This is a genomic window from Klebsiella sp. WP4-W18-ESBL-05, assembly GCF_014169075.1.
Taxonomy (GTDB): domain Bacteria; phylum Pseudomonadota; class Gammaproteobacteria; order Enterobacterales; family Enterobacteriaceae; genus Kluyvera; species Kluyvera ascorbata_B.
In genome coordinates this window covers 42002-65319 of the sequence record NZ_AP022058.1, presented here as the reverse complement: position 1 = coordinate 65319, position 23318 = coordinate 42002, and the positions used below count along the sequence as shown (strand labels likewise).

At 50.0% G+C, this 23318-nt stretch carries 20 protein-coding genes and 5 pseudogenes; 11 read left to right on the top strand and 14 right to left on the bottom strand.

Annotated elements, in window-relative coordinates; translation table 11 throughout:
- Positions 1-73: 73 nt before the first annotated feature.
- The 3 genes and pseudogenes from H7R58_RS24125 to H7R58_RS24115 form a co-directional block, all read left to right on the top strand.
- Entirely contained in the window at positions 74-562 is a 489-nt protein-coding gene (locus H7R58_RS24125) for a phosphate-starvation-inducible PsiE family protein (protein ID WP_035896696.1), read from the top strand.
- Positions 549-1511 carry a zinc metalloprotease HtpX gene (locus tag H7R58_RS24120; protein WP_051910814.1) on the top strand — a complete coding sequence of 321 codons (963 nt, stop codon included), beginning with the start codon at positions 549-551 and terminating at the stop codon, positions 1509-1511. Before H7R58_RS24125 ends, H7R58_RS24120 begins: the two co-directional genes overlap by 14 nt.
- Before the next feature lie 155 nt (positions 1512-1666).
- Positions 1667-2853 (top strand): annotated as a pseudogene (locus H7R58_RS24115) (IS3 family transposase); the annotation flags it as partial.
- Positions 2854-3010: 157 nt separating this feature from the next.
- Here H7R58_RS24115 and H7R58_RS24110 read toward each other — a convergent pair.
- Both H7R58_RS24110 and H7R58_RS24105 read right to left on the bottom strand, forming a co-directional pair.
- On the bottom strand, positions 3011-3493 hold the full coding sequence (locus H7R58_RS24110; protein WP_035896699.1) for a GNAT family N-acetyltransferase: 483 nt from the start codon (positions 3491-3493) through the stop codon (positions 3011-3013).
- Positions 3481-3747: a type II toxin-antitoxin system TacA family antitoxin gene (locus H7R58_RS24105; protein ID WP_035896700.1), complete on the bottom strand. Its 267-nt coding sequence runs from the start codon at positions 3745-3747 to the stop codon at positions 3481-3483. The genes H7R58_RS24110 and H7R58_RS24105 overlap by 13 nt, the downstream gene beginning before the upstream one ends.
- Before the next feature lie 574 nt (positions 3748-4321).
- Between H7R58_RS24105 and H7R58_RS24100 the strand changes: the two genes are divergently transcribed.
- Both H7R58_RS24100 and H7R58_RS24095 read left to right on the top strand, forming a co-directional pair.
- Entirely contained in the window at positions 4322-4468 is a 147-nt protein-coding gene (locus H7R58_RS24100; RefSeq protein ID WP_227675002.1) for a hypothetical protein, read from the top strand.
- A 255-nt stretch (positions 4469-4723) separates the two neighbouring features.
- Positions 4724-5421, top strand: a protein-coding gene (locus H7R58_RS24095) for an IS1 family transposase (protein WP_227675001.1) whose coding sequence is annotated in 2 segments (ribosomal slippage) — positions 4724-4973 and positions 4973-5421 — 699 coding nt in all. Because the reading frame shifts where the segments join, the coding sequence is not laid out codon by codon here.
- 5 nt (positions 5422-5426) lie between these two features.
- On the opposite strand, the pseudogene H7R58_RS25400 reads toward H7R58_RS24095, so the two are convergent.
- Positions 5427-5669, bottom strand: a pseudogene (locus H7R58_RS25400) (4-hydroxybenzoate octaprenyltransferase); the annotation flags it as partial.
- Positions 5670-5940: 271 nt separating this feature from the next.
- Between H7R58_RS25400 and H7R58_RS25395 the strand changes: the two are divergent.
- Entirely contained in the window at positions 5941-6165 is a 225-nt protein-coding gene (locus H7R58_RS25395) for a hypothetical protein (RefSeq protein WP_115075009.1), read from the top strand.
- Positions 6166-6336: 171 nt separating this feature from the next.
- On the opposite strand, the gene ubiA is transcribed toward H7R58_RS25395, so the two are convergent.
- The 7 genes and pseudogenes from ubiA to H7R58_RS24060 form a co-directional block, all read right to left on the bottom strand.
- Positions 6337-7251 (bottom strand): 4-hydroxybenzoate octaprenyltransferase, encoded by a 915-nt coding sequence (gene ubiA / locus H7R58_RS24090; RefSeq protein ID WP_035896705.1) that lies wholly within the window; start codon positions 7249-7251, stop codon positions 6337-6339.
- Between the two features lie 1087 nt (positions 7252-8338).
- Entirely contained in the window at positions 8339-9196 is an 858-nt protein-coding gene (gene repA / locus H7R58_RS24085; RefSeq protein ID WP_227675000.1) for a plasmid replication initiator RepA, read from the bottom strand.
- 549 nt (positions 9197-9745) lie between these two features.
- Positions 9746-10288, bottom strand: a complete 543-nt coding sequence (locus H7R58_RS24080; RefSeq protein WP_035896708.1) for a phospholipase D family nuclease — start codon at positions 10286-10288, stop codon at positions 9746-9748.
- Between the two features lie 98 nt (positions 10289-10386).
- Positions 10387-11146: pseudogene (locus H7R58_RS24075) on the bottom strand (thioredoxin domain-containing protein).
- A 14-nt stretch (positions 11147-11160) separates the two neighbouring features.
- Complete coding sequence (locus tag H7R58_RS24070) at positions 11161-11577, bottom strand: hypothetical protein (RefSeq protein ID WP_115074988.1); 417 nt, start codon at positions 11575-11577, stop codon at positions 11161-11163.
- A 319-nt stretch (positions 11578-11896) separates the two neighbouring features.
- Positions 11897-12901: an IS110-like element IS4321 family transposase gene (locus H7R58_RS24065; RefSeq protein ID WP_000427623.1), complete on the bottom strand. Its 1005-nt coding sequence runs from the start codon at positions 12899-12901 to the stop codon at positions 11897-11899.
- 334 nt (positions 12902-13235) lie between these two features.
- On the bottom strand, positions 13236-14258 hold the full coding sequence (locus H7R58_RS24060) for an IS110-like element IS5708 family transposase (protein ID WP_000156884.1): 1023 nt from the start codon (positions 14256-14258) through the stop codon (positions 13236-13238).
- A gap of 342 nt (positions 14259-14600) precedes the next feature.
- Here H7R58_RS24060 and H7R58_RS24055 point away from each other — a divergent pair.
- From H7R58_RS24055 to H7R58_RS24045, 3 genes and pseudogenes are all read left to right on the top strand, one after another.
- Positions 14601-16220 (top strand): annotated as a pseudogene (locus tag H7R58_RS24055) (Tn3-like element Tn3 family transposase); the annotation flags it as partial.
- 106 nt (positions 16221-16326) lie between these two features.
- Positions 16327-16893, top strand: a complete 567-nt coding sequence (locus H7R58_RS24050) for a DUF2913 family protein (protein ID WP_182934831.1) — start codon at positions 16327-16329, stop codon at positions 16891-16893.
- A 205-nt stretch (positions 16894-17098) separates the two neighbouring features.
- Complete coding sequence (locus H7R58_RS24045) at positions 17099-17341, top strand: hypothetical protein (RefSeq protein ID WP_172700891.1); 243 nt, start codon at positions 17099-17101, stop codon at positions 17339-17341.
- Between the two features lie 176 nt (positions 17342-17517).
- On the opposite strand, the gene H7R58_RS24040 is transcribed toward H7R58_RS24045, so the two are convergent.
- Positions 17518-19056, bottom strand: a complete 1539-nt coding sequence (locus tag H7R58_RS24040) for a methyl-accepting chemotaxis protein (protein ID WP_094166801.1) — start codon at positions 19054-19056, stop codon at positions 17518-17520.
- A 654-nt stretch (positions 19057-19710) separates the two neighbouring features.
- On the opposite strand from H7R58_RS24040, the pseudogene H7R58_RS24035 reads away from it, so the two are divergent.
- Positions 19711-20043: pseudogene (locus H7R58_RS24035) on the top strand (IS5/IS1182 family transposase); the annotation flags it as partial.
- A 14-nt stretch (positions 20044-20057) separates the two neighbouring features.
- Here the strand turns inward: H7R58_RS24035 and H7R58_RS24030 are convergent.
- The 3 genes from H7R58_RS24030 to H7R58_RS24020 all read right to left on the bottom strand — a co-directional run bounded on the left by H7R58_RS24030 (position 20058) and on the right by H7R58_RS24020 (position 22229).
- Positions 20058-20755, bottom strand: a protein-coding gene (locus H7R58_RS24030) for an IS1-like element IS1A family transposase (RefSeq protein ID WP_103215986.1) whose coding sequence is annotated in 2 segments (ribosomal slippage) — positions 20058-20506 and positions 20506-20755 — 699 coding nt in all. Because the reading frame shifts where the segments join, the coding sequence is not laid out codon by codon here.
- 427 nt (positions 20756-21182) lie between these two features.
- Positions 21183-21467, bottom strand: a complete 285-nt coding sequence (locus H7R58_RS24025; RefSeq protein WP_001185481.1) for a hypothetical protein — start codon at positions 21465-21467, stop codon at positions 21183-21185.
- 99 nt (positions 21468-21566) lie between these two features.
- Entirely contained in the window at positions 21567-22229 is a 663-nt protein-coding gene (locus H7R58_RS24020) for a nucleotide-binding protein (protein WP_000516402.1), read from the bottom strand.
- Between the two features lie 381 nt (positions 22230-22610).
- On the opposite strand from H7R58_RS24020, the gene H7R58_RS24015 reads away from it, so the two are divergent.
- Positions 22611-23273, top strand: coding sequence for a recombinase family protein (locus tag H7R58_RS24015; RefSeq protein ID WP_001549893.1), 663 nt, complete (start codon positions 22611-22613; stop codon positions 23271-23273).
- Positions 23274-23318: the final 45 nt, after the last annotated feature.

Genomic DNA, 23318 nt, shown 5'->3' with positions numbered 1-23318 from the left:
CTACCAGGCAAAAAAGACAAGGGTGCAACCAAGTTGTGGGCGCACAAGTATTTCAGAATTGAGAGGAGTGGCGATGAAGGAAAAGCAAGCAGACCCGATCAAAACATTTCGCGCCCAATGGGCAGTGATGACGTTCTACGAGCGCTTTGAACAGGCGATCGCGCTCGCGCTGTCCGCAATCATTGCCGTTATCATCGTGGTCTCGCTGCTGCAGCTGATCTCGATCGTCTTCAGCCTGCTGATCATTGATGCATTCAATCCGCTCGATCACAAGGTCTTCCAGACCGTGTTCGGCATGATCATGACGCTGCTCATTGCCATGGAGTTCAAGCATTCCATCGTGAGGGTGGCCTTGCGGCGCGACAGCATCATCCAGGTCAAGACGGTGATCCTGATCGGGCTGATCGCCCTGGCGCGTAAATTCGTGATCCTCGACCCGGAGACCGGCCCCGCCAAGGTCGCGGCGCTTGCAGGCGCGACACTGGCCCTCGGGGCGACTTACTGGCTGCTGCGCGAGCGCGATGACCGGACAGCCGGGGAAAGCTCAGATGATCAGTCGTGATCTGCGCCACGCGCAGAATGTCGGCGCGCGGCATCGCTGGCACAATCGCCTGCAAACCGTGCTGTTGGTGCTGACCCTGCTCGGAATTGCCGCCGTCGCTGGCAGCCTGCTGTTGGGTGACGGCGGGCTTTGGCTGGCGCTTGCGGCTGCGGGGTTCACCCTGCTGCTTGAACCGGCGGCCGCCTCCGGGCTGACCTTGCGGCTGTATGGCGCACGCCCCTTGCACCCGGATGAAGCGCCCGATCTTTGGGCTGTGTTGCGCGAACTGGCGGCGCGGGCCGGGCTGCCTACCGTGCCGGTACCGCACTACGTGCCCAGCGGGGTCGTCAACGCCTTCGCCACCGGTTCGAAGCATCACGCGGCCATCGCGCTGACCGACGGCCTGCTGCGTAGCCTCACGCCCCGCGAGTTGACCGGCGTGCTCGGCCACGAAATCGCGCATATTGCGAACGAGGATTTGCGTGTCATGGGCTTGGCCGATTCCATCAGCCGGCTCACCCATCTTCTGGCCTTGTTGGGGCAGCTTGCGATCGTGCTCAGCTTGCCAACGCTCTTGCTTGGAGTCACGGAAGTCAATTGGCCCGCGTTGCTTCTACTTGCGGTCGCGCCACAGCTGGCCTTGCTGGCTCAGTTGGGCTTGTCCAGGGTGCGCGAATTCGACGCCGACCGGCTCGCTGCCGAATTGACCGGCGACCCGCACGGGCTGGCCTCAGCGCTCGCCAAGATCGAGCGGGTGAGCCGCTCCTGGCGCGCCTGGCTGCTGCCCGGATGGGGCAATCCGGAACCCTCCTGGTTGCGCACGCATCCAGCGACGGCTGAACGCATTGAGCGCTTGCTGGAACTTGCTCCGCCGCCCGCGATGCCGCCGTTTCCATCGGCCCGTTACGACCCCGAAGTGACCGTATCACCACGTCCGCCACGCTGGCGCACTGGCGGCCTTTGGCGCTGATTTCAACATGGAGAATGACGTGACCTACCCGACCCCTACAGCCGCCCGGCGCCGGATCGATTCATCCGGCGCTGGCTCGTCATCACTGGCTGCATCGCCGCACTCATGCTGCTGTGGCAGTTCCTGCCCGCCATCGAAGCCTGGTTCAGTCCCCACGAAACAAATGCTCCAGCCCGGAAGAGAGGTCTCAGGCCGTCCGGGAGCTCTGTAACCGACGTGGAACCGCGCGTAAAGTTGCACAAAGCATAGGCGTCAGCGTCCCGGTCCTGTACAAATGGAAGAAAGACCTTATCAGTGACGAGGCTTATCAATCCATGCGCAAACGAAAGTCAGCCCCTCAGGATAAAAATCAGGATGCTTTACTCGGTGAAATCCAGCGTCTCAGGAAGCAGGTTCATCAGCTGCAGCTCGAACGTGACATACTGACAAAGGCGAATGAACTGATAAAAAAAGATCTGGGCGTCAGCTTTCTGAAACTGAAAAACAGGGAGAAAACCCTGATAGTTGATGCCCTTAAGAAAAAGTACCCCGTTGCTGAGTTGCTAAGCGTTCTACAACTTGCCCGCAGCTGTTATTTTTACCAAAACGTCTGTACGATAAGTATGCGGAAATACGCGTGATCATGGCCGATATCTTTGAGGAGAATTACCGCTGTTACGGCTATCGGCGCCTTCACGCGATGCTTCGCGGTAACAACAGGGTTATTTCTGAAAAGGTTGTCCGCAGACTGATGGCAGAAGAGCAGCTCGTTGTCAAGCGCACCAGGCGACGACGATACAACTCTTACTGTGGCGAAATCGGCCCGGCACCGGAAAATTTACTCGCCCGGGATTTTAGCTCCTGCAGGCCAAATGAGAAGTGGCTGACCGATATTACGGAGTTCCAGCTTCCGGCTGGAAAAGTCTATCTGTCGCCGGTTATCGACTGCTTTGATGGCCATGTTGTAAGCTGGTCGATAGGAACACGCCCGGACGCGACGCTGGTGAATACGATGCTCGATGACGCACTCGATACGCTCAACGAACATGATAAACCAGTGATACACAGCGATCGTGGTGGCCATTACCGGTGGCCGGGCTGGCTCGAGCGTATCAACACCTCCGGACTTATAAGGTCCATGTCGCGCAAAGGATGCTCGTCGGATAATGCTGCGTGTGAAGGCTTCTTCGGGCGTATCAAAAACGAAATGTTCTATGGCAGAGACTGGGCGGGTATCACGCTGGAAAAATTTATCTGCTTCCTGGACAGGTACATACGCTGGTATAACGAGAAACGTATCAAGCTATCATTAGGTGCAATGAGTCCTGTGAAGTACCGGCAGCATCTTGGGATCACAACATAACAGTCCAGGAAAACATCCGCAGCCCCAAAAGTGACATTAGAATATGGGAGTTACAATACAGGTGCGCATAACAAAGATTATGTTAAATATTGAAATAAATAATATGATAATCAATATATTATGTCGGTATCAGTCACCTCCCCACTCCAGTAACTAGTCATGGAAGTTTAAGGAACAGAGTCCGCTCATGAGTTTGCGATGCCTTAAATCCATGGTAAGCATAGAAACCTTTGGCTTCTTCAGTAAGCGCGTGAACCATTATCGCACGAACGCCAATATTCTCAGCTACGCGATAACAGCGTAGAACCGCATCGTGAAGTAAATCGGCGCCAACCCCTTTTCCGTGCAATGAAACATCTACCGCCAGGCGAGCGAGTATAATCACCGGTATAGGATCTGGCATGTTACGCCGAAGACTGCCTGTCGCTTCCGTATGGTTAACGCTACCGGTGGCCAAAGAGTAAAAACCAGCTACTTGCTTCGTACCCGTCTTGCAAACAACGAAAGTTCGTGCAGCGCCAAGAGCTTGATTTTTTAAACCTCTCTGTTTTAACCATTCATCGAGTACCGTTTCCCCACTGACGAACTCTGCCAGTTGATGGGCGCTGGATAACGGCTCGGGCGCAGTTATACATCCCACTGAGGTTTCCTTGCCAGTAGTTTATTAATGGGAGGCTCATCCTCGACTGGTGCATCGAGCATATCGATGAACTCTGCATACTGTTCGTCGTTAAAATTGAAAACACGACGATCAAGGATCACGTTCTCCGCAGCCTTGCAGGCCATCTCAAGAATGAAGTCGGTTCGCGATTTATGAAGGATTTCTGCAGCGGCATCGATGAGTGCCCTCTGAGACTCTTTAGCTCTTAGGTTGAGTTGAACATCTGATTTCATACACACCTCTCTTGTATAGCAATTGATATACAAGAATAACACAACACGAATGTATAGCAAATGATATACACATCAAAGTGCCAACAACGCATTTAATGTTAAATATCAGTTACTTGCATCAATAAACTTCTGATGAAAACCATCCGCAGGACGCTGATCCCGCGGCCAAAGTGAAGTCCTCCGTCGGTCTCCACTATTATCGCTACCGGGTAAGCCGTCAGGCATGGCCCGGTTTAAAAAGATACGCTGACAGTTCGGCAGCGGTGATATCAAACTCGAATTGCTCTATTAATTCTGCCAGTTTTTTTCCGGCCGTTTCACAGTCAATCTGATTCAGCAAAATCTGGATAGCGACCAGTTTAAGCTGCGGAGTAAGATGTTCCAGCCGCGCCCAGCGTGGCTTTGACCTCAGTGTTTTTCCAGAACGTCAGCTTTGCTGTTTATTCGCCGTGCAAGCCATCAGTACTTTATCAAGCGCTCCTACCAGCCAGTCGATATCCTCTGTCTGGAACGCCATCGGCGGGCGTAGCCCAGCCGTTTTGTTTTCTCCGCGATAGCCACATCCGGAGCGGGCGTGATACTGGCTTTACTGGGATGGAAGCTTCTGGGTCTGATGATGATACCGGTTTTACTGGTCTGTCTGGTTTCCACCTGGCAGTACAGCCTGGCGATGAGAAAAGCAAACGGGACCGCCTCACGTCCTGCAGAAGACCGTTCATGAACCCCGCTAAGTCCTGGTATTGTGAAAAGCCTCTTTCCGCAAGGAAGGGGGCGGGTCAGGTAGTTCAGGTAACATCGTGGCCGATGATAATATGTCTCTTAGCCCGCGCCCGTTGTAACTGACTGACATTCAATTCCAGACCTTATCCGTGAAGCACTTATAAATTGCAATGGCCCGCAGGTGAAAACAAAGCTACGCCAGGTGATGCTGCCAACTTACTGATTTAGTGTATGATGGTGTTTTTGAGGTGCTCCAGTGGCTTCTGTTTCTATCAGCTGTCCCTCCTGTTCAGCTACTGACGGGGTGGTGCGTAACGGCAAAAGCACTGCCGGACATCAGCGCTATCTCTGCTCTCACTGCCGTAAAACATGGCAGTTACAGTTCACATACACCGCCTCTCAGCCCGGCACGCACCAGAAAATCATTGATATGGCCATGAATGGCGTTGGATGTCGCGCCAGTGCACGCATTATGGGCGTTGGCCTCAACACGATTTTACGTCACTTAAAAAACTCAGGCCGCAGTCGGTAACCTCGCGCGTACAGCCGGGCAGTGACGTCATCGTCTGCGCGGAAATGGACGAACAGTGGGGCTACGTCGGGGCTAAATCGCGCCAGCGCTGGCTGTTTTACGCGTATGACAGGCTCCGGAAGACGGTTGTTGCGCACGTCTTCGGTGAACGCACTCTGGCCACACTGGAGCGTCTTCTGAGCCTGCTGTCGGCCTTTGAGGTCGTGGTATGGATGACGGATGGCTGGCCGCTGTATGAACCCCGCCTGAAGGGAAAGCTGCACGTTATCAGCAAGCGTTACACTCAGCGCATTGAGCGACATAACCTGAATCTGAGACAACATCTGGCAAGGCTGGGACGGAAGTCACTGTCGTTCTCAAAATCGGTGGAGCTGCATGACAAAGTCATCGGGCATTATCTGAACATAAAACACTATCAATAAGTTGGAGTCATTACCGCGCTTCTCATCAGAAAAGCACCGACACAAAAAATAAGTGTTTCTTTCAGGGGAGGCCATCCGTTCGAAGCCTGAAACAGAGTTGCCACACACGGGAATAATACCAGCCAGATACCTACAGGGCGATCAACGCGTGCCAGCCTGAGGTAAGGCCTGAAGACGGGTGAAAACCAACGATCGACCCAGTCGTCGTGTTTAATGTCACTCAAATCAGGAGAGCCTGAAGTAGTCATGCTGTTAATACCTTATAGACGAAAGTAGTGACTGTACATTCATTAGCGTACTGCTTCCAATGTCATATGATTTTATTCAATTTCACTTGCGGAATGTCCGCTCTTCGCTCATCGCTGCCGGTCAGATAGCAGGGGAGCAAACTGCCATGGACAGAATCACCGCAAAATCCACCAGAACGAAAACGAATATCACCCCTACATTTAGTGGTGGCTACGTGAAGGTGGTTCATCTATTCTGCTTGTATCAGCGGGCAGGCCGGAGTCACTCTTTGTGGATAATCCCATCCTTCAGAAAACCATCATTATCTTTATTCTCATCCTGTGGGTAATCGATGAATTCAGGGCCAGGAAAAGAAAATGTTCTGACCCCGCTATTGAAGCAGCTGATGCCAGAGAACGCTATGAATGGCGCTATCTCAGATGGGGGTTCCGGACTATACAAGTGGCAGCGACAGTGTATATCTTCGTTCAGCTGATTCAGGTATTACTGAGATAAATGCCACAGGCAGGTATAACTGGACAAAAACATCTTACTGTACAGTTGAGCATCGGTGATTGCCGTTATGTAGGTCACCTGAGTGCCAGAAGCAGACATCATTGTTATGAGAAGCAGGCAAACACGTCATACATCAAAGGTGAGTTCAGCTTAGCCTGCTATCCTTAGTTTTCAGGTTGTGCCAGCGATTGCAGCAACCGCGAGCAAAACGCCTGTAAGAATGTTATGAAGAAAAAGATTGAAGCTGAGAGAAGGCTGCTTTAAATCAAGGCGCCAGGTCTGCCAGAACAGATGCACCGTGATCAACATCATGAAGAAGGCATAAGGGAGTTTCATGTGCATTAGCCAGCCGCCATATGTCCACAGCAGAACGGTAGCCGCATAGAAAAACATTATGATGCTTTTTCCGTGCTGGCCAAACAGTAACGCTGTCGATCGAATGCCTATCCGTACATCATCTTTTGCATCAACGTAGGCATAGACAGTGTCATACCCGATCTGCCATGCTACCGCGCCCAGCCAAATTAAAACCGCGGCGAAAGGTATTTCTCCCTGAATCTCTGCCCATGCCATCAGCATGCCCCAGTTGAAAGCAGCGCCAAGAACGGCCTGAGGCCAGTAGGTAAATCGCTTGCAGAAAGGGTAAATGATAACCAGCGGCACGACAGCCAAAGCAAAAATGCGTGTAAATGGTGACAGGAAATACAGCAATGATGCGGCACATAACAACTGCGATACAAAGAAAAACAGGGCTTTACGTGTTGAAATCTGTCCGCTTGCCAAAGGACGGTAACGGGTTCTTTCCACATGCGCATCAAAGTTACGATCTGCAATATCATTGACTGTCGAGCCGGCGCTTCTCATCAGAAAAGCGCCTAGGCAAAAAACAAGCGTTTCTTTCAGTGCAGGCCATCCGTTCGAAGCCTGAAACAAAGCTGCCACACACGGGAATAATACCAGCCAGATACCTACAGGGCGATCGACACGCGCCAGTCTGAGGTAAGGCCTGAAGACAGGGGAAAACCAACGATCGACCCAGTCGTCGTGTTTAATGTCGCTCAAATCAGGAGAGCCTGGAGAAGTCATACTGTTAATACCTTGTAGACGTAAAGCTGTTACTGTACATGCAATAGTTTACTGCTTCCAATCTCATACGATTTCATTCAAGTGCACTGGCGGAATGTCCGCTCCTCGCTCATAGCGGACCATATTGCAGTTAATTTTTTAGACTGGCAAGCAGTGCGCAGCCAGTCAGTCATGCCCGAAGGGCATAAAAGGCGATATTCAGGTGTAAAATAAGGGTGAATAGCTGAATCGCCGATGCCCGGCGAAGCCGGTACGTATTGATAGGTTTCACCAATCCCATCCCCCACCCTGCCAGACCTCAATGAACTTCCAGAAAAAACTGTCCTAACCAAGCCTCCCCGGGGGGGCGCAGTTAGCGCCGGTCGCTTGCGACCGGGAACGGCTGGCCACTTGTGGCCTGGCGCGCGGTACTGCGAGTGCGCAGCCGCAGGCAAGCTACGGGGGCGTTGCTACGAAATTACAGACGAAATAGCTTGATTTAACACGGTAGCTGCTAAGCCTAAACCCGCTTCCAGCGCCATGAATCGTTTTGTGCGCGGTCGGAGTGGTCACGGCAAGGCTTTGCCGCCGCCGGGGCGTATCTCCGCGTTAGCGGCCCATAGGGGCGCTTACGAGCGTGTTCCTCGATATTTCAGCGATTAAAGACATGTGGCTCAATGCTAGTTACAACATCCATCATCAAAAACGGCGCTGTTCCGGCCCTTTGGGCCGGGGCGGGGGCGTTCCAGTGGTGGGAAGGCATTAAACTACCAGATCTGCGTGCGACAGCGCCCGTCGACAGACGGGAGGCACTTCTATTCTGAGCGGCGTGGCCTTGGCCACTGCAAGCGAAGTCATCCACAGAGCGTTAGCTCTTAAGTTCTTTTTTTCTGTAGAGAAGTAAAAACAAAGTCACCATGCATTCAGCATTATGATTGCATTTTATTTTCGATTCCACTTGCATAGAAACGTGAGTAACTATCGTGGCCACAGTGAATTTTGGCTTTCGAGGAGAAAGTGGGAGGGATGTTTGTTGAAATTATGAGCAACCCGGAACGGCAGACGTGACAAAGCCTCCGCAACTAAGCGGATAATTAAAAAAACAGGCTTATTCTCGCTGTCGGGCGACGGCTTTAATCCAGGCGATACGCTTATTCACCAGCTTGCGGAAATCGGCAAGAGAAAGCCCCTGATGCTGTCCCTGGCTCATTTCCAACTGTATCTGACAGGAAATCATGTGGCGTAAATCTGGTTCCTCATGCCGAGCTGTCAGTGTGGCCATTTTTTGCTGCTGGCGAATGTTGCGCTCGTTCTTGCGCTTTTGCCATGCGACTTCAACCAGCTTTTCCTTTTGCCGGCGGCGCGCCTCGGTTAGCGTGAGTGGTTTTTCGCCTTTACTGGCCAGCCCCTGGTTAACCCAGGCGAGCTGCTGATTGCGAGCATTAACCCAGGCTTGAGTTGTTGAACCAACCATATCAAAGAAGCGATCGGTCACTTCGATATCCGCGGGGAAGAACTGCCGGGTGACTTTATCCCAGAGCAGTTTATAGGTGATGAGCCCAAATGCCGCTAAATCATGAGCAGCGCGCGTCGCGCGTGTGATCGACTCATTGCCGGCGGCAGACTTCGTGGCTAGTCCGGACTCCTGGGCAAGCGTCGTGAAACTGACAGGAACCGTACCACTAATGATATTGAGATGGTAAACCATCCCCTGGACCAATGCGTTCATTGCCCGGGCACGATGCCGGTTGAAATGGCGTTTACGCACGAGAAGTTTGTTCGTTTTATGATGGAATGCGTCATAAAAGTAAAAACCTTCCCAACGGGAAACATCGCGCTTCTCAAGGAGTCCAAGCAGTCGACGGTTATATGCGGGTAGCTTATGTTTATGATAAACCGGGCGGCAGAATGCCGGCATCGGATTCACAACATAGCATTGACGTGAGATGGTGTTAGTTTTATTCACCCGGCCCTGAACTTATGGCGGCCGGATATTGTTTTCTGTATTGCATGCGTTATAATCCTTCACAGGCTATGCGCCTGCTTTTGGACCCCTCGATACCTGAACTTCCGCCAAGATGTGACAGGTATCGGGGGGTTTGTGCATTCAGGGCCGCCATAACGGGCTTGCCCCTCTCCCGGACGATTTACGGATACGTCCAATCCTGAGTCCTTTTTCCATCAGTCCGCATCTAACGATGGAATTTTTCTTCTCTCTCAACTGCTGAACCTCACCACAAGGCTGAACCGAAGCGCCAGTTTTATGGCCACCTCAATTTTAGTTAAGAAAAAAGCATAATACTTTCAGTGCGAAGCCCCACCACAAGGCCACACAGAGGATTCCGAGTCTACCGTGTTGTACGTCTGAATTCCAGCAGGGCCGGTGCAGAAATAATCGGTTGGATCTGAATTTTTTGTGTGGATCAAAATTCCTGTGAGCTGGATCGGCTGTAAAAAGAAGGACTGCAACTACGAAGAGTACATTATGGCGGTGTGTACCTGGAGAAACGAAGATCTAGTACGAGAGGTGTTGGTCCTGCCCTGCGCTCCATCTTGACTGCCAGTGCTCAAGATATTTTTGAGCCAGTGATGGGAAATCCCGTATGACAATGACATTTTCTGAATTGTATCTTGCTGCAGAGCGAGTGTAGTTGAACGAACCCGTGCTCACGGTTTTGTTATCCACGATGATCGCCTTATCGTGCATTATCCTGAAAGTGGAGACAGTTCGTAGAGGAATACCGGCATTGAGTAGCGTATTAATGGCAGCCTGGCTTCCGCGCCCCCTATTCCCTTCATCATCGAGAACCACCCGTACATCGATTCCTCTTCGTTTTGCCGTGACCAGTTCCCTGACAATCTCAGGCGAAGTAAACGTGTACCCCATCAGTCGAATGTTACTGCCGGCGCTTTTAAGCGTCTGTATCACCAGCTGCTGCGCGGTACCTTCTGGAGAAAAACCGACATCGACTACAGGTGAGGCATTCAACTTCAGCGAGACACAGAATAAACCCGCAACGAATAAGGGTCGCAGGTACCGAACGTCAACGTTAAACATGGTGAATTCCTTTTTTCGGAACGCCACAGGCGGGGGAAACTTGCTTTTCCCTGCCTTTGGCGTTGGACAACGGCGCAGCGCGCCGCCGGCAGGGGGATTTAACGACCAGCCTTATCAATTGCGGCCATCAGCTGCTCCGCGCCCACGGCTCCCGGAATAACAGTGATCTTTGCCGGCGTTGCATTTTTCAGCGGGAGAACTATCAGGCCAGGTGTACCGGTCAGCCCCAGTGCCTGGGCCAGTGAATCATTACGTTCCAGCGCGGCAGACATATCTTTGGTTTTAACCGCAGAAAGAAGAGCTGGTTTTGTCGCTTTCTCGATGTCGGAGGCCGTCAAGTCTCCTTCAATATGCCCTGTGCGATAGGTACGCTTCCGCCCCCGCGGCATTCCAGATAGCCAGGCCGCGGTTTGCGGCCAGCGCTGAATTTTCCCAGCGGCCCCCGAAGATCGGCCACTCTTTGAAGATGTACTGCACATCCGCGCGTTGCTTCATGAGCTTCTCTATCGTTGGCGCCAGATTACTGCAGTGCACGCACTGGTAATCAAAAAACTCGATCACGGCAACACGGGCATCCGCTGGTCCAATCACAGGCGTATCGGGATCAGCGGTCAGTTGCTTGAGTTTGTCCATCACCTTCATTGCATAGACCTGCTGTTGTTTTTCGCGTTGCTGAACCTGCAGTTTTTGTGACACTTGGACCAGGATCTCTGGGTGCGCAAGCAGATAATCACCGGCTATTTCTCCGATCCTTGCCTCTTGCTCTGGCGTAAATACTGGCGCTTTAGCTGCTGTGGCAGTAGCTGAAAAGCATATGTATGTTGTAACTATTAATGCAATTATTGACGTTTTTTTCATGGAGAATCCTGTTGTTAGCGTTCTTTCTGGATATTGCGGGTGTGTGTTTGTTCATCATGCTCTGGCATGCGTCCCTGCTCACGCTCTGGCATCGTTCTGGCCCTTTCTACGGCATCCCTTTCCGCCAAATCGCCGGCAATTCGTGCTGCAACCTGTCTGTCGTTCACTTGCTGTTCTCCCGTTACTGGCAGGTTATCCATCCCCATACCAGCTTTACGTACTGCGCGAAGCTCATCGGTATTCACCGAAGCCCCCTCTGGATCGATACGGATTTTGTCAGTGATGGTGGCCAAGTCTGATTTTTCGTTACTGATTTTTGGTAGGTACGGCTGCTGTTCCTCCGGAAGCCGCAACAGAGCATCTGGAATAGCGGCTTCTTTAGTCTCCTCACTACGTTTTTCTGGGTTAATCTGGGCAATAGCATCCTGCAATGCAGCAGCTTCTGACCGCTCATGTGCAAGACTAGCCTGTATGGGGTCCGCTTGGAAAACGGAATCTATGGTCACTCCCGTTTTTGCAACACCGATTTTGACGACAAGTTGGCTTGCTTGAATCTATCCGGCGTCTGAATGGGATTTTATTCCCGCGCCTTGATGAGTTCCGCGCCTGATGAACCTCCAGAAAATATACGGCTTCAATGAGCCTTTCCGTTTTACAGGTTCCTCAACAGGCCGGTGGGCCGTTAGTATCATCAATATCAGTATTCGCAAAACCAGATCAGTAATTCTTTAAACCGGTGTATTTCTGCCGTTATGCTACATAAGTTTGCTGTCGTGCCGTTAGGGCCCAGGCTATTCTGGCCAGCTTGTTTGCCAGAGCACAAGTGACGACAAAGTTGCTTTTCCGGCACAGTAAATCCCTGACCCAATCGGCCAATTTGCCAGACTGGTGTTCCAGTTTTTGTATGAATACCCTGGCACATTGAACCAACAAAGTTCGGATCTTTTTATTACCTCGCTTACTAATTCCCAGCAATGTCGTCCTACCTCCCGTGCTGTACTGCCGAGGTACAAGCCCTGTTGCCGCCGCAAAGTCACGGCTGCTGGCGTACTGCTTCCCGTCGCCAATCTCAGTTGAAATAGTACTCGCTGTCAGTGTTCCGACGCAGGGAATGCTCAGCAAGCGCTGTCCAACCTCATCTTCGTCCAACTTTCGTTTCAACTGGGATTCCAAATCTTTAATCTGCTCAACAAGATAGTGATAATGCTGTTGTAATTTCAGCAATAACTGGCTGAGGTAAAGAGGCAAACTATTATCCTCAAGAATGGTACTCAGTCGGCTAATAACGGCAGCTCCTCGGGGAACGCTAATGCCAAATTCCAGCAGAAAAGCATGCATTTGATTGGTTGTTTTTACCTTATCCTGAACCAGGGATTCACGGACACGATGCAGAGCCCGCATTGCCTGCTGAGATTCCGTTCTGGGCTGCACAAAACGCATAGACGGACGCGATGCAGCTTCACAAATAGCTTCGGCGTCGACAAAGTCGTTTTTATTGCTTTTAACGAACGGGCGGACAAATTGTGGTGATATCAGCTTTGGGGAATGCCCCAACTCTTCCAACTTGCGTGCCATAAAGTGAGAACCGCCACAGGCTTCCATTGCGATGGTTGTAGCGGGGCATGTCGCCAAAAATTCGATCAACTTTGGCCGGGTAAATTTTTTACGGTAAACAGCCTTCCCGCGACGATCCTGGCAATGAATATGGAAAGAGTTTTTACCCAGATCGATACCAATGAGCGCAATGTTTTCCATGATAGTTCTCCGAATGAAAGCCTGTCCTCAGCATAGTACCGGGAAGGAGGGAGTGACCATCTCATTAAATATCCTACTATAAGGGCTTCCCCGAACAGTCAACGCCGGTTTTTAATTTCTGTCTGTTCATCAATGAAAGGCAAGGGATAAGACTGCGCTACTATAAACGGTCATGCTGAATCGCTAGTGATTCGGACCCTGATGAAAGACGCTCGTGAGATCCTCCTTCGTTAATCGGATAGTGATATCCAGTAGGATATGCAGATACTTCTCACGGGGGTCTAACCCTTTACCATCAACAATTTACAGTTCAGTTACTACTCAGTTAAATTTTTCATGTTGTTGAATACAGTCTGAAGTCATCGCCGTAATGTAATGATGCCCAGCACAACCTCGCATTCTTGGCGGCGATTGCAACGACAGCACGCCAGTATCCCCGCCTACCAATCAACGAGCAGACCCAACGGCTAAACGGGTCCGTTCTATTCTCTGCCCCTACCATTACAGAACGGGCTCCCTGGACCAGTAGGGTTCGCAGATAGGCATCACCCGCTTTTGTTATCCTGCCAAGCTTTGATTTTCCGCCACTACTGTATTGTGATGGCGTTAGCCCCAACCAGGCTGCCAGTTGGCGCCCGTTCTTAAAATCATGGGCATTGCCAATACTGGCGACCAGCGCACTCGCTGTGGTGGGCCCAACACCTTTCAGTTCCATTAACTGCTGGCTGCGATGATCTGTTTTGGCCACACGAGATAATACCCTGTCATATTCGGCGATTTTCTCTTCAATATTAGTGACATGTGTCAATAGATCATCAATGCACAGCCTGACCTGTACTGGCAGAGTTTCCTTCTGGTCAGAAACAACATGACGCAGAGCATCAGTGCTTTGTGGGGCAATAACCCCGAATTCAGATATCAGGCCCCGAAGACGGTTATACGTTGCTGTTCTTTCCTGGATAAATCCCTGTCTTGTCCGATGTAAGCATTGCATTGCCTGCTGGCTTTCGTCTTTGACTGGTACAAAGCGCATATGCGGCCGCTGCACTGCCTCACAAATAGCTATTGCATCAGCTGCATCATTTTTCCCGGTCTTACCCGCCATGCGATAGGGTGAGACAAATTTCGGAGCCATCAACCGGACATCATGGCCATACTGCCTGAATAATCTTGCCCAATAGTGGGCACCCGAGCAGGCTTCCATTCCAATGACACAGGGAGGTAAACCTGCGATGAGTTCAGAAAGTGCTGCACGCGACACCTTGGGTTTAACCAGAACAGCTTTACCATTTTGGTCAATGCAGTGAACAGCAAACACATTTTTAGCAAGATCGATACCGACAGTGGTGATGGTCATAACGAATCCCTCTGGGTCAATGTTTATCCTATGATTGCACGAAAGTTAATCAGGCGCATATATAGGGGAAGTCCCTTCCATTCGTTAAGCGTTTTAAGCTAACGGGTGATTTCGTTCCATTGAGCGCGAACCCCTGACCGTAAGGGATGTACGAAATGATCCGGCTGTCCGTTAATGGTTTTGCTTACTTTCGGACATGTTGTCTACATGCTGTACGTAATCGTTCGGTTTCGGACACAGAAACGCTGTAGCCCCGCGAACCGAGTGATATCCAATAGCCGATTGGTTAAAAAGTAGTCTTAGCGTAGGTTATTTTCCCTTTTCCAAGCGGACCCCAACAAGGAAAAACATATCACCCGCAGGGGATACACGCTCTGCTTTCTCAGTAAACTGCAGGATAGTCTGAGGCGGAGGGATGTCTACGTTACCGGCAGTAACCGGTGGGGAGATCCTCGTGCAAGATTACTACAGGGTGCTGACTGGCAGGCAAACCGGATTAAGGTTTATCGTTCTTTGGGGCACCCGACAGACCCGCAGGAAGCAATAAAATCTCTGGGTCATCAGCTTGATAGTCGTTACAGACAGGTTGCTGCACGTCTTGGCGAAAATGAGGCTGTCGAACTCGATGTTTCTGGCCCGAAGCCCCGGTTGACAATTTCTCCCCTCGCCAGTCTTGATGAGCCGGACAGTCTGAAACGACTGAGCAAAATGATCAGTGATCTGCTCCCTCCGGTGGATTTAACGGAGTTGCTGCTCGAAATTAACGCCCATACCGGATTTGCTGATGAGTTTTTCCATGCTAGTGAAGCCAGTGCCAGAGTTGATGATCTGCCCGTCAGCATCAGCGCCGTGCTGATGGCAGAAGCCTGCAATATCGGTCTGGAACCACTGATCAGATCAAATGTTCCTGCACTGACCCGACACCGGCTGAACTGGACAAAAGCGAACTATCTGCGGGCTGAAACTATCACCAGCGCTAATGCCAGACTGGTTGATTTTCAGGCAACGCTGCCACTGGCACAGATATGGGGTGGAGGAGAAGTGGCATCTGCAGATGGAATGCGCTTTGTTACGCCAGTCAGAACAATCAATGCCGGACCGAACCGCAAATACTTTGGTAATAACAGAGGGATCACCTGGTACAACTTTGTGTCCGATCAGTATTCCGGCTTTCATGGCATCGTTATACCGGGGACGCTGAGGGACTCTATCTTTGTGCTGGAAGGCCTTCTGGAACAGGAGACCGGGCTGAATCCAACCGAAATTATGACCGATACAGCAGGTGCCAGCGAACTTGTCTTTGGCCTTTTCTGGCTGCTGGGATACCAGTTTTCTCCACGCCTGGCTGATGCCGGTGCTTCGGTTTTCTGGCGAATGGACCATGATGCCGACTATGGCGTGCTGAATGATATTGCTAGAGGGCAATCAGATCCCCGAAAAATAGTCCTTCAGTGGGACGAAATGATCCGGACCGCTGGCTCCCTGAAGCTGGGCAAAGTACAAGCTTCAGTGCTGGTCCGTTCATTGCTGAAAAGTGAACGTCCTTCCGGACTGACTCAGGCAATCATTGAAGTGGGGCGCATCAACAAAACGCTGTATCTGCTTAATTATATTGATGATGAAGATTACCGCCGGCGCATTCTGACCCAGCTTAATCGGGGAGAAAGCCGCCATGCCGTTGCCAGAGCCATCTGTCACGGTCAAAAAGGTGAGATAAGAAAACGATATACCGACGGTCAGGAAGATCAACTAGGCGCACTGGGGCTGGTCACTAACGCCGTCGTGTTATGGAACACTATTTATATGCAGGCAGCCCTGGATCATCTCCGGGCGCAGGGTGAAACACTGAATGATGAAGATATCGCACGCCTCTCCCCGCTTTGCCACGGACATATCAATATGCTCGGCCATTATTCCTTCACGCTGGCAGAACTGGTGACCAAAGGACATCTGAGACCATTAAAAGAGGCGTCAGAGGCAGAAAACGTTGCTTAACGTGAGTTTTCGTTCCACTGAGCGTCAGACCCCGTTAAGTGAAAGAGCGGGTCATCTGGCATGGTGTACCCTGATGGCACTGGCTTTGGCCAGACAGGATGGCGGAATACAGTCTGTGGCGCAGGAAAATCTGTTTCTTACCCGCTGGCTGGCAACAGCCCTGAAACAACGGCGTTTTTCTCGTGACGTCACGCCTGATATTGAGTGGCTGCTGAAACAGGGCCGCCAGTTGGGCGTCAGTGCGAAACTGGCCAGCAAGCTCCACTATCTCTGGCGGTCCTGTTCCGGTGAGTTGTCTGAGCAGAACGATCTTTTCCGGCTGACATATGCCCTGGAAACCGCGAGGGATATGCACTGGAATTACCGTCTGCTGAGTGACCGGGAATGGTCAGGTCGGTATGCAATCACGCTGAATGCCGGGGTGAATGGTATCTATCTCTCCCGGGCTAACCTTGAGATGGCTTTTGACGACAACGGCTGCCAGATAAAACCGCTGATAGCGCGGTTGACCGGCAGAGTTGAAGGCGTGGTGAAACTGTTTAACCGTTGTGGCTGGGGAGTTGAGCCTTCGCCTGAGGTTAGCCAGCCTCATGTGTACAGCCTGTCAGCTACACCGTTAGTAGATTACAGGGTTATTTAGCGGAGGATTTTTACCAGATTCCCTTCGTCTTACAGGGACCGGAACCCTTTTTATTGCAGGTTTCTTCAAATTTTTTAGGCAAGATCAACCAGGTTGTTCAGTTTTCATTACTTGAACGGGGGCGGAGACTGCTTATAAAATGTTAGGATTAATCCTAATGGAAAGGTATTATGGAAGCTGATAATTACCGGCTTAAGCGTGCTGCATGGATCATAACTTTCTTGTCCTGTGCTATTTTCTGGGGCAGCCTTTTTCTATGGTGGTTCTTTTGAAATCCAGTCTACCTGAGAAAAATAAAAGAACCCTTGCAGATAAAATAAAAAAACTCAATTTATCCAGTGAGCAGGAGGTATTTCTTCTTTCCTTGCTGGAAGAGAATGATGGTACAACTCATTTGTCCCCTGTCCGGAAAAAGAAAAAAGCAGCAAAAAATAAACAGGGCCGATAATTATAACCGCACAGATACACTGTGCTGAATTTGAATATGCAGGTATTCTATTTTTTTAATGGAATAATAAATTATCAGAATTCGCTGGCGTGTGGAAGATGTAACATATCCGTACAGTGAGATTTCTGGCCGGGATTTAAAGCGCCAGTATTTCTGACGCTTGCCGTTATTCCAGGTTATTTCAGACCGTAAGTTGATACGGCATCCTGAAGTCTGGTGCTCCGTGTCATCAGATCCCGCGTGGAGCTGGCCGACTGTGCGACCATCGTGCTGTTATCCTGAGCCATCAGCTCCACCTTTTCAACAGAACGGTTAATGAGTGTCAACGCTGCCGTCTGTTCTTCTGTCGTGTGATAGAGCTCATTGATCATGGACGACACCCTGGAGACTTCGGCACGGATGCTTTCAATATGACCGCTGGCGATCTCTACGGTTTTTTCGCCGGAAGCCACGGTATCAACCGTCGCGCCAATGAGCCCCTTAATCTCTGCCGCTGCGGAAGCTGAATGCTGAGCCAGTTTTCTGACCTCGCTGGCCACCACGGCAAAACCGCGTCCATGTGAGCCTGCCCGTGCGGCCTCGACTGCGGCATTCAGTGCAAGAATGTTGGTCTGAAAAGCAATATTATCGATAACACTGATAATATTAACGATTTTTTCGCTGGCCTGAGAAATTGATTTCATCATGACCTTTGTTTCATTCATTGCTGCTTCACCTTTTCCGGCAGAGTCATCTGCGGAGGCTGCAAGTTTTACTGTTTCTGCAGCTGTATCCGCACTCTGACGCACTGCGGCCATCAGTTCTTCAGTGGCCTGAGCGGTATGCTGAAGATTCGCCAGCGTTTCTGTCGTCCGGGCATTCAGCTCCTCTGTTCCGGCAGCCAGTTGCGAGCCTGCCACCGACATTTCCCTGATTTGAACATCAGTATCGTTTACCAGTGAATAAAGACGGATCCCGACCTGGTTGACGTTACGCAACATCATGCCAATTTCATCAACCCTGTCGAGTCTGGGGGAGCCGGGCTCTTTGCCTGATGCCATATCCTGAAGATGTTTAAGCACCATACCCACAGGCTTGCTGATCTGCTGGCGTAAAAACCAGTCGGCGAGCAGGAAGGCGATTATCATCACACCGGGCAACACCCACGGAGAAGTGTCTGTCATGCTGCCGGCCAGGCTCATGAGCAGTGCCCCAGCAAGAGCGATCCGCATACGAGCCTGAACAGATATCTTTTTAAACAGGGATAAAAAGGAAAATAACCCGGTTCTGACAACAACGCCTTTATGCAGTTTTTTCCCACGCCCACGGTTCTCTTTCAGATGTATATAAAGCTGTTCTGCTTGCTTCACTTCTTCCGGCAGCGGCGTATAGCGGACGGACATGTACCCGAAAAGCTGGTTTCCTTTATAGAGAGGGGACATGTTTGCCCTGACCCAGTAATGATCACCGTCTTTACGACGGTTTTTGACCGTACCAGCCCAGCATTCTCCCTGCTTAAGCGTGTTCCACATATCACGAAATGCTTCCTCTGGCATATCCGGATGTCGCATGATGTTATGTGGCTGTCCGGACAGTTCCTCCTGCGTGTAACCGCTGGCCTCAATAAATGCTGAGTTTGTATAAACGATATGACTGTGGATGTCTGTTGTGGACATCAGTACGATATTTTTATCCAGTACATACTCATTTTGAGTGACCGGAGAATTAATTCTCATGTTCATTATCCTGAATGAATAACGGAGATATCACTGGCATTCTTTTCTTTGTTTCTCTGTTCGTAACAGAATTGCCATAATAGATATCTTGAATGTCGTGTTTTATAATTATGTCGGAGTGACCAGGTGCCCCCCGGTCTGGCAGATGACTTTAGTATTGCATGGGAATAGTTCTCATTTTATTTTATGGGTTATGTAAATCCGTTTTCGTTTCTGATGCCGTGTGATACCCCTTCCTGATATTGCGTTCCGGAAAATGCAAGGAAGGGGAGAAACTGGCGAAGGAACAAATTAAATAATTAAAAATATAACCAGTGGCAGGAAGAGTTAACTCTCCCTGTGCAGGCTGGTTTATGGTGCTTTAAACGTTACGTCAGGATCTTGCTGTTCCGGAATGACAACTAATGTTCATCTGTAAACGCGCGGCATATTATATGACATATGTCACATTTTTTCAATGAACATAAATGTGGAAATATTTAGACAAACAGGTTGATGAGTGGATTTTAACTTAAATTTTAAGATTGATATCTGATTTCGGGTGTTTCAGTGTGCACAGTACCAGGTTTTTCTGATTATTTATCCATTTTACTGACAAAGCATGGTTGTTTAAATCAAAAATGGCTTTGTTGAATAAATCGAACTTTTGCTGAGTTGAAGGATCAGATCACGCATCCTCCCGACAACACAGACCATTCCGTGGCAAAGCAAAAGTTCAGAATCACCAACTGGTCCACCTACAACAAAGCTCTCATCAACCGTGGCTCCCTCACTTTCTGGCTGGATGATGAGGCGATTCAGGCCTGGTATGAGTCGGCAACGCCTTCATCACGGGGAAGGCCCCAGCGCTATTCTGATCTCGCCATCACCACCGTTCTGGTGATTAAACGCGTATTCCGGCTGACCCTGCGGGCTGCGCAGGGTTTTATTGATTCCATTTTTGCCCTGATGAACGTTCCGTTGCGCTGCCCGGATTACACCAGTGTGGTAATGACTCCAACTTATTGATAGTGTTTTATGTTCAGATAATGCCCGATGACTTTGTCATGCAGCTCCACCGATTTTGAGAACGACAGCGACTTCCGTCCCAGCCGTGCCAGGTGCTGCCTCAGATTCAGGTTATGCCGCTCAATTCGCTGCGTATATCGCTTGCTGATTACGTGCAGCTTTCCCTTCAGGCGGGATTCATACAGCGGCCAGCCATCCGTCATCCATATCACCACGTCAAAGGGTGACAGCAGGCTCATAAGACGCCCCAGCGTCGCCATAGTGCGTTCACCAAATACGTGCGCAACAACCGTCTTCCGGAGCCTGTCATACGCGTAAAACAGCCAGCGCTGGCGCGATTTAGCCCCGACATAGCCCCACTGTTCGTCCATTTCCGCGCAGACGATGACGTCACTGCCCGGCTGTATGCGCGAGGTTACCGACTGCGGCCTGAGTTTTTTAAGTGACGTAAAATCGTGTTGAGGCCAACGCCCATAATGCGGGCAGTTGCCCGGCATCCAACGCCATTCATGGCCATATCAATGATTTTCTGGTGCGTACCGGGTTGAGAAGCGGTGTAAGTGAACTGCAGTTGCCATGTTTTACGGCAGTGAGAGCAGAGATAGCGCTGATGTCCGGCGGTGCTTTTGCCGTTACGCACCACCCCGTCAGTAGCTGAACAGGAGGGACAGCTGATAGAAACAGAAGCCACTGGAGCACCTCAAAAACACCATCATACACTAAATCAGTAAGTTGGCAGCATCACCCAATAGCTGATACAGCGCATAACTCAATATTGAGATTAGTACAAGTTCCCTCATCAGGTGCATAGAAACCCCATAAGCCTATACCTATAAGGAACATCCCCAATATCGGTTAGATGTATAACAAGTAGATATTAATAAGAGCTTTAATATATCTGAATATGAACATTTTTCTTTCCTTAGGTTGCTTTCTATTTTGGATTTCCAATTCTTAACCAATATGATGGTTCGACAATCCATTCTCCGCAGTCATAGGCAACGGCCTTATTATGCCTGTTAGCGAACCATACTAACCAGGCTAATAATCGCTGATTGCCGCTGTATTTGGTTTTATCTCTAACCATCACGACATATCTCTTTTTCTTAGCCATAACGCTACCCTAATTTTGCAGATTCAAGCAGCCAGTGGTTTTTCAGGTTCTCGTCCAGGTTATCGAATGCGGCCAGCGCTGCCTTTAGAACGGTTGTCTTGCTCTGGCCTGTTCTCTGCGCCTCAGCTTCCAGGATCTCCTCAAAGTACGCTGGCAGTCTGAAGTTCATCAACTTTGGTTTACCCGCTACAGGCGCTCTGGTAGCGCCGGAGATAAAACGCGCGGTTTCTGCGTTTGTTGCTGGTTGCTGAGATTCATCGATGTTCGGGCGGTTTAGTTTTAAAGCCATGAAAATTTCCCCTTGTACGGTATGTATTAATTGTAAATATCATAGTATCTTTATGGTGTATTTACAATGTAAAGATCATGATGAATCTTGTTGATATTTCTATAAAATGCCAATTTCCTGTGCCACAAGTTCAATCTGTGCTTTCGCTGTTGAAAGGCTCGATGCCCGGCTAACGTCATGTACCCCTGCCCCTTCATTACAGGCGCTTTCATACACATCCAGCTCGGATATCCGGGTTTTCAGAGGTTGAATCCAGATGTTGTCCGAACGCAGTAATTTATCCAGATCAATGGCCGCTTTTCTGTGGCGGGGTTTCGCTGAGTTGATTCTGGTGAACAGCACCCACGGTTCCAGAGCTGCGTTAGCTTTCTGAGCGGTGCGGATTTTCTCTGTAACACTGGTCAGTGTTTCGCTTTCGAAATCAGAGGACGGCTTAACCAGTGTTACCACGATATCTGATACTGTCAGGGCGCTACGGAACTCCTGGCTGTCATGGCCGGGGCAATCGACAATGAGGACTTCACACAGCTTACTAAGGCGCTTAATTTCGTTGCTGACGTTTCCGTAAGCTGCGTGAACCGGGATAGTGAGTAAGCCGTTATCTGTCCGCTTTTCGTTCCAGCTCAACAGATCGTGGTTTTTATCTGTCTTCAGGATAATTACCGACTTACCTTTGTTGACCAGCATTGAGCCTGTGTTAGCTACGTAGGTGCTTTTGCCTACCCCACCCTTATCTGATACGACAAGCAAGATTTTACCCATTTTCACAACCCCTCTCTTTATGTTGTAAAGCACATGTAAAGATATGCCTGTCTTTACATCGTGTGTTTTTCGTAAAGATAATTTTGTCTTTACAGTGTCTTTATAATCCAAAGGATTTACCATGTAAAGCACAAATAAAGATAGACCTGTCTTTATTTTATCTTTACATGGTAAATATAGAGCTGTCTTTACATGAGTGTTACTTGGTAAAGCTTGGTGTGTCTTTACATTATCTTTATGTTGTAAATTTTTAGTGTGACGTTGTCACTATAGGGGCGGGGTCTGTTTGCTGGTTCTTTTTGAGTGTGCCTTCCCTGAACCAACTGAAATGGGTACTGTATGGGTGTGTCTGGTTAACTCAAAATGAACTGGTTCCCTATAATGACTCAAACAGTACCGAAAGGCTTTGTCAGAGCTTACTTACGCGCATCCACGACTGAACAGGATGCAACACGCGCCCTGGACACGATAAATACCTTCGCCATCGAGCGCGGCCTGAGCATCTGTAACTACTACATTGAAAATGAATCAGGTTCTAAGCTTGAACGCCCTGAGTTGTTCCGGCTCCTGAAAGATTGTCAGCAAAACGATATCTTGCTGGTAGAGGATGTGGACAGGCTTTCACGCCTGGTAGGGGAGGACTGGAACACACTGAAGAAAATGATCCGGCAGAAAGATATCCGGGTTGTGGCCGTCAACGTTCCGACAACCTGGCTCGCATCGGGTCACAATGATTTTGACAGCCGAATGTTTTCGGCCATAAACGATATGTTGCTGGATATGCTGGCCGCCGTCGCCAGGCGAGACTATGAACAGCGCCGGGAACGGCAGCAGCAGGGGATCGCCAGGGCGAAAAGGGAAGGGAAGTATAAAGGCCGCCAGGTTAATCAGTCTCGCTATGACGCCATAAACAGGCTGATTGCGAGCGGCAGCTCCTGGAGCCAGATTCAAAAAGTGCTGGGTTGTAGCCGGGCGACTATCAGCAAAGCTGTGAAGCAACAGACCGTTAACAAAATGAACCATGAACCTGAAGGTAGGGAGTAGTTACAACATAATAAACAGTGTGTTGAAGAATAAAACTGATTCTTT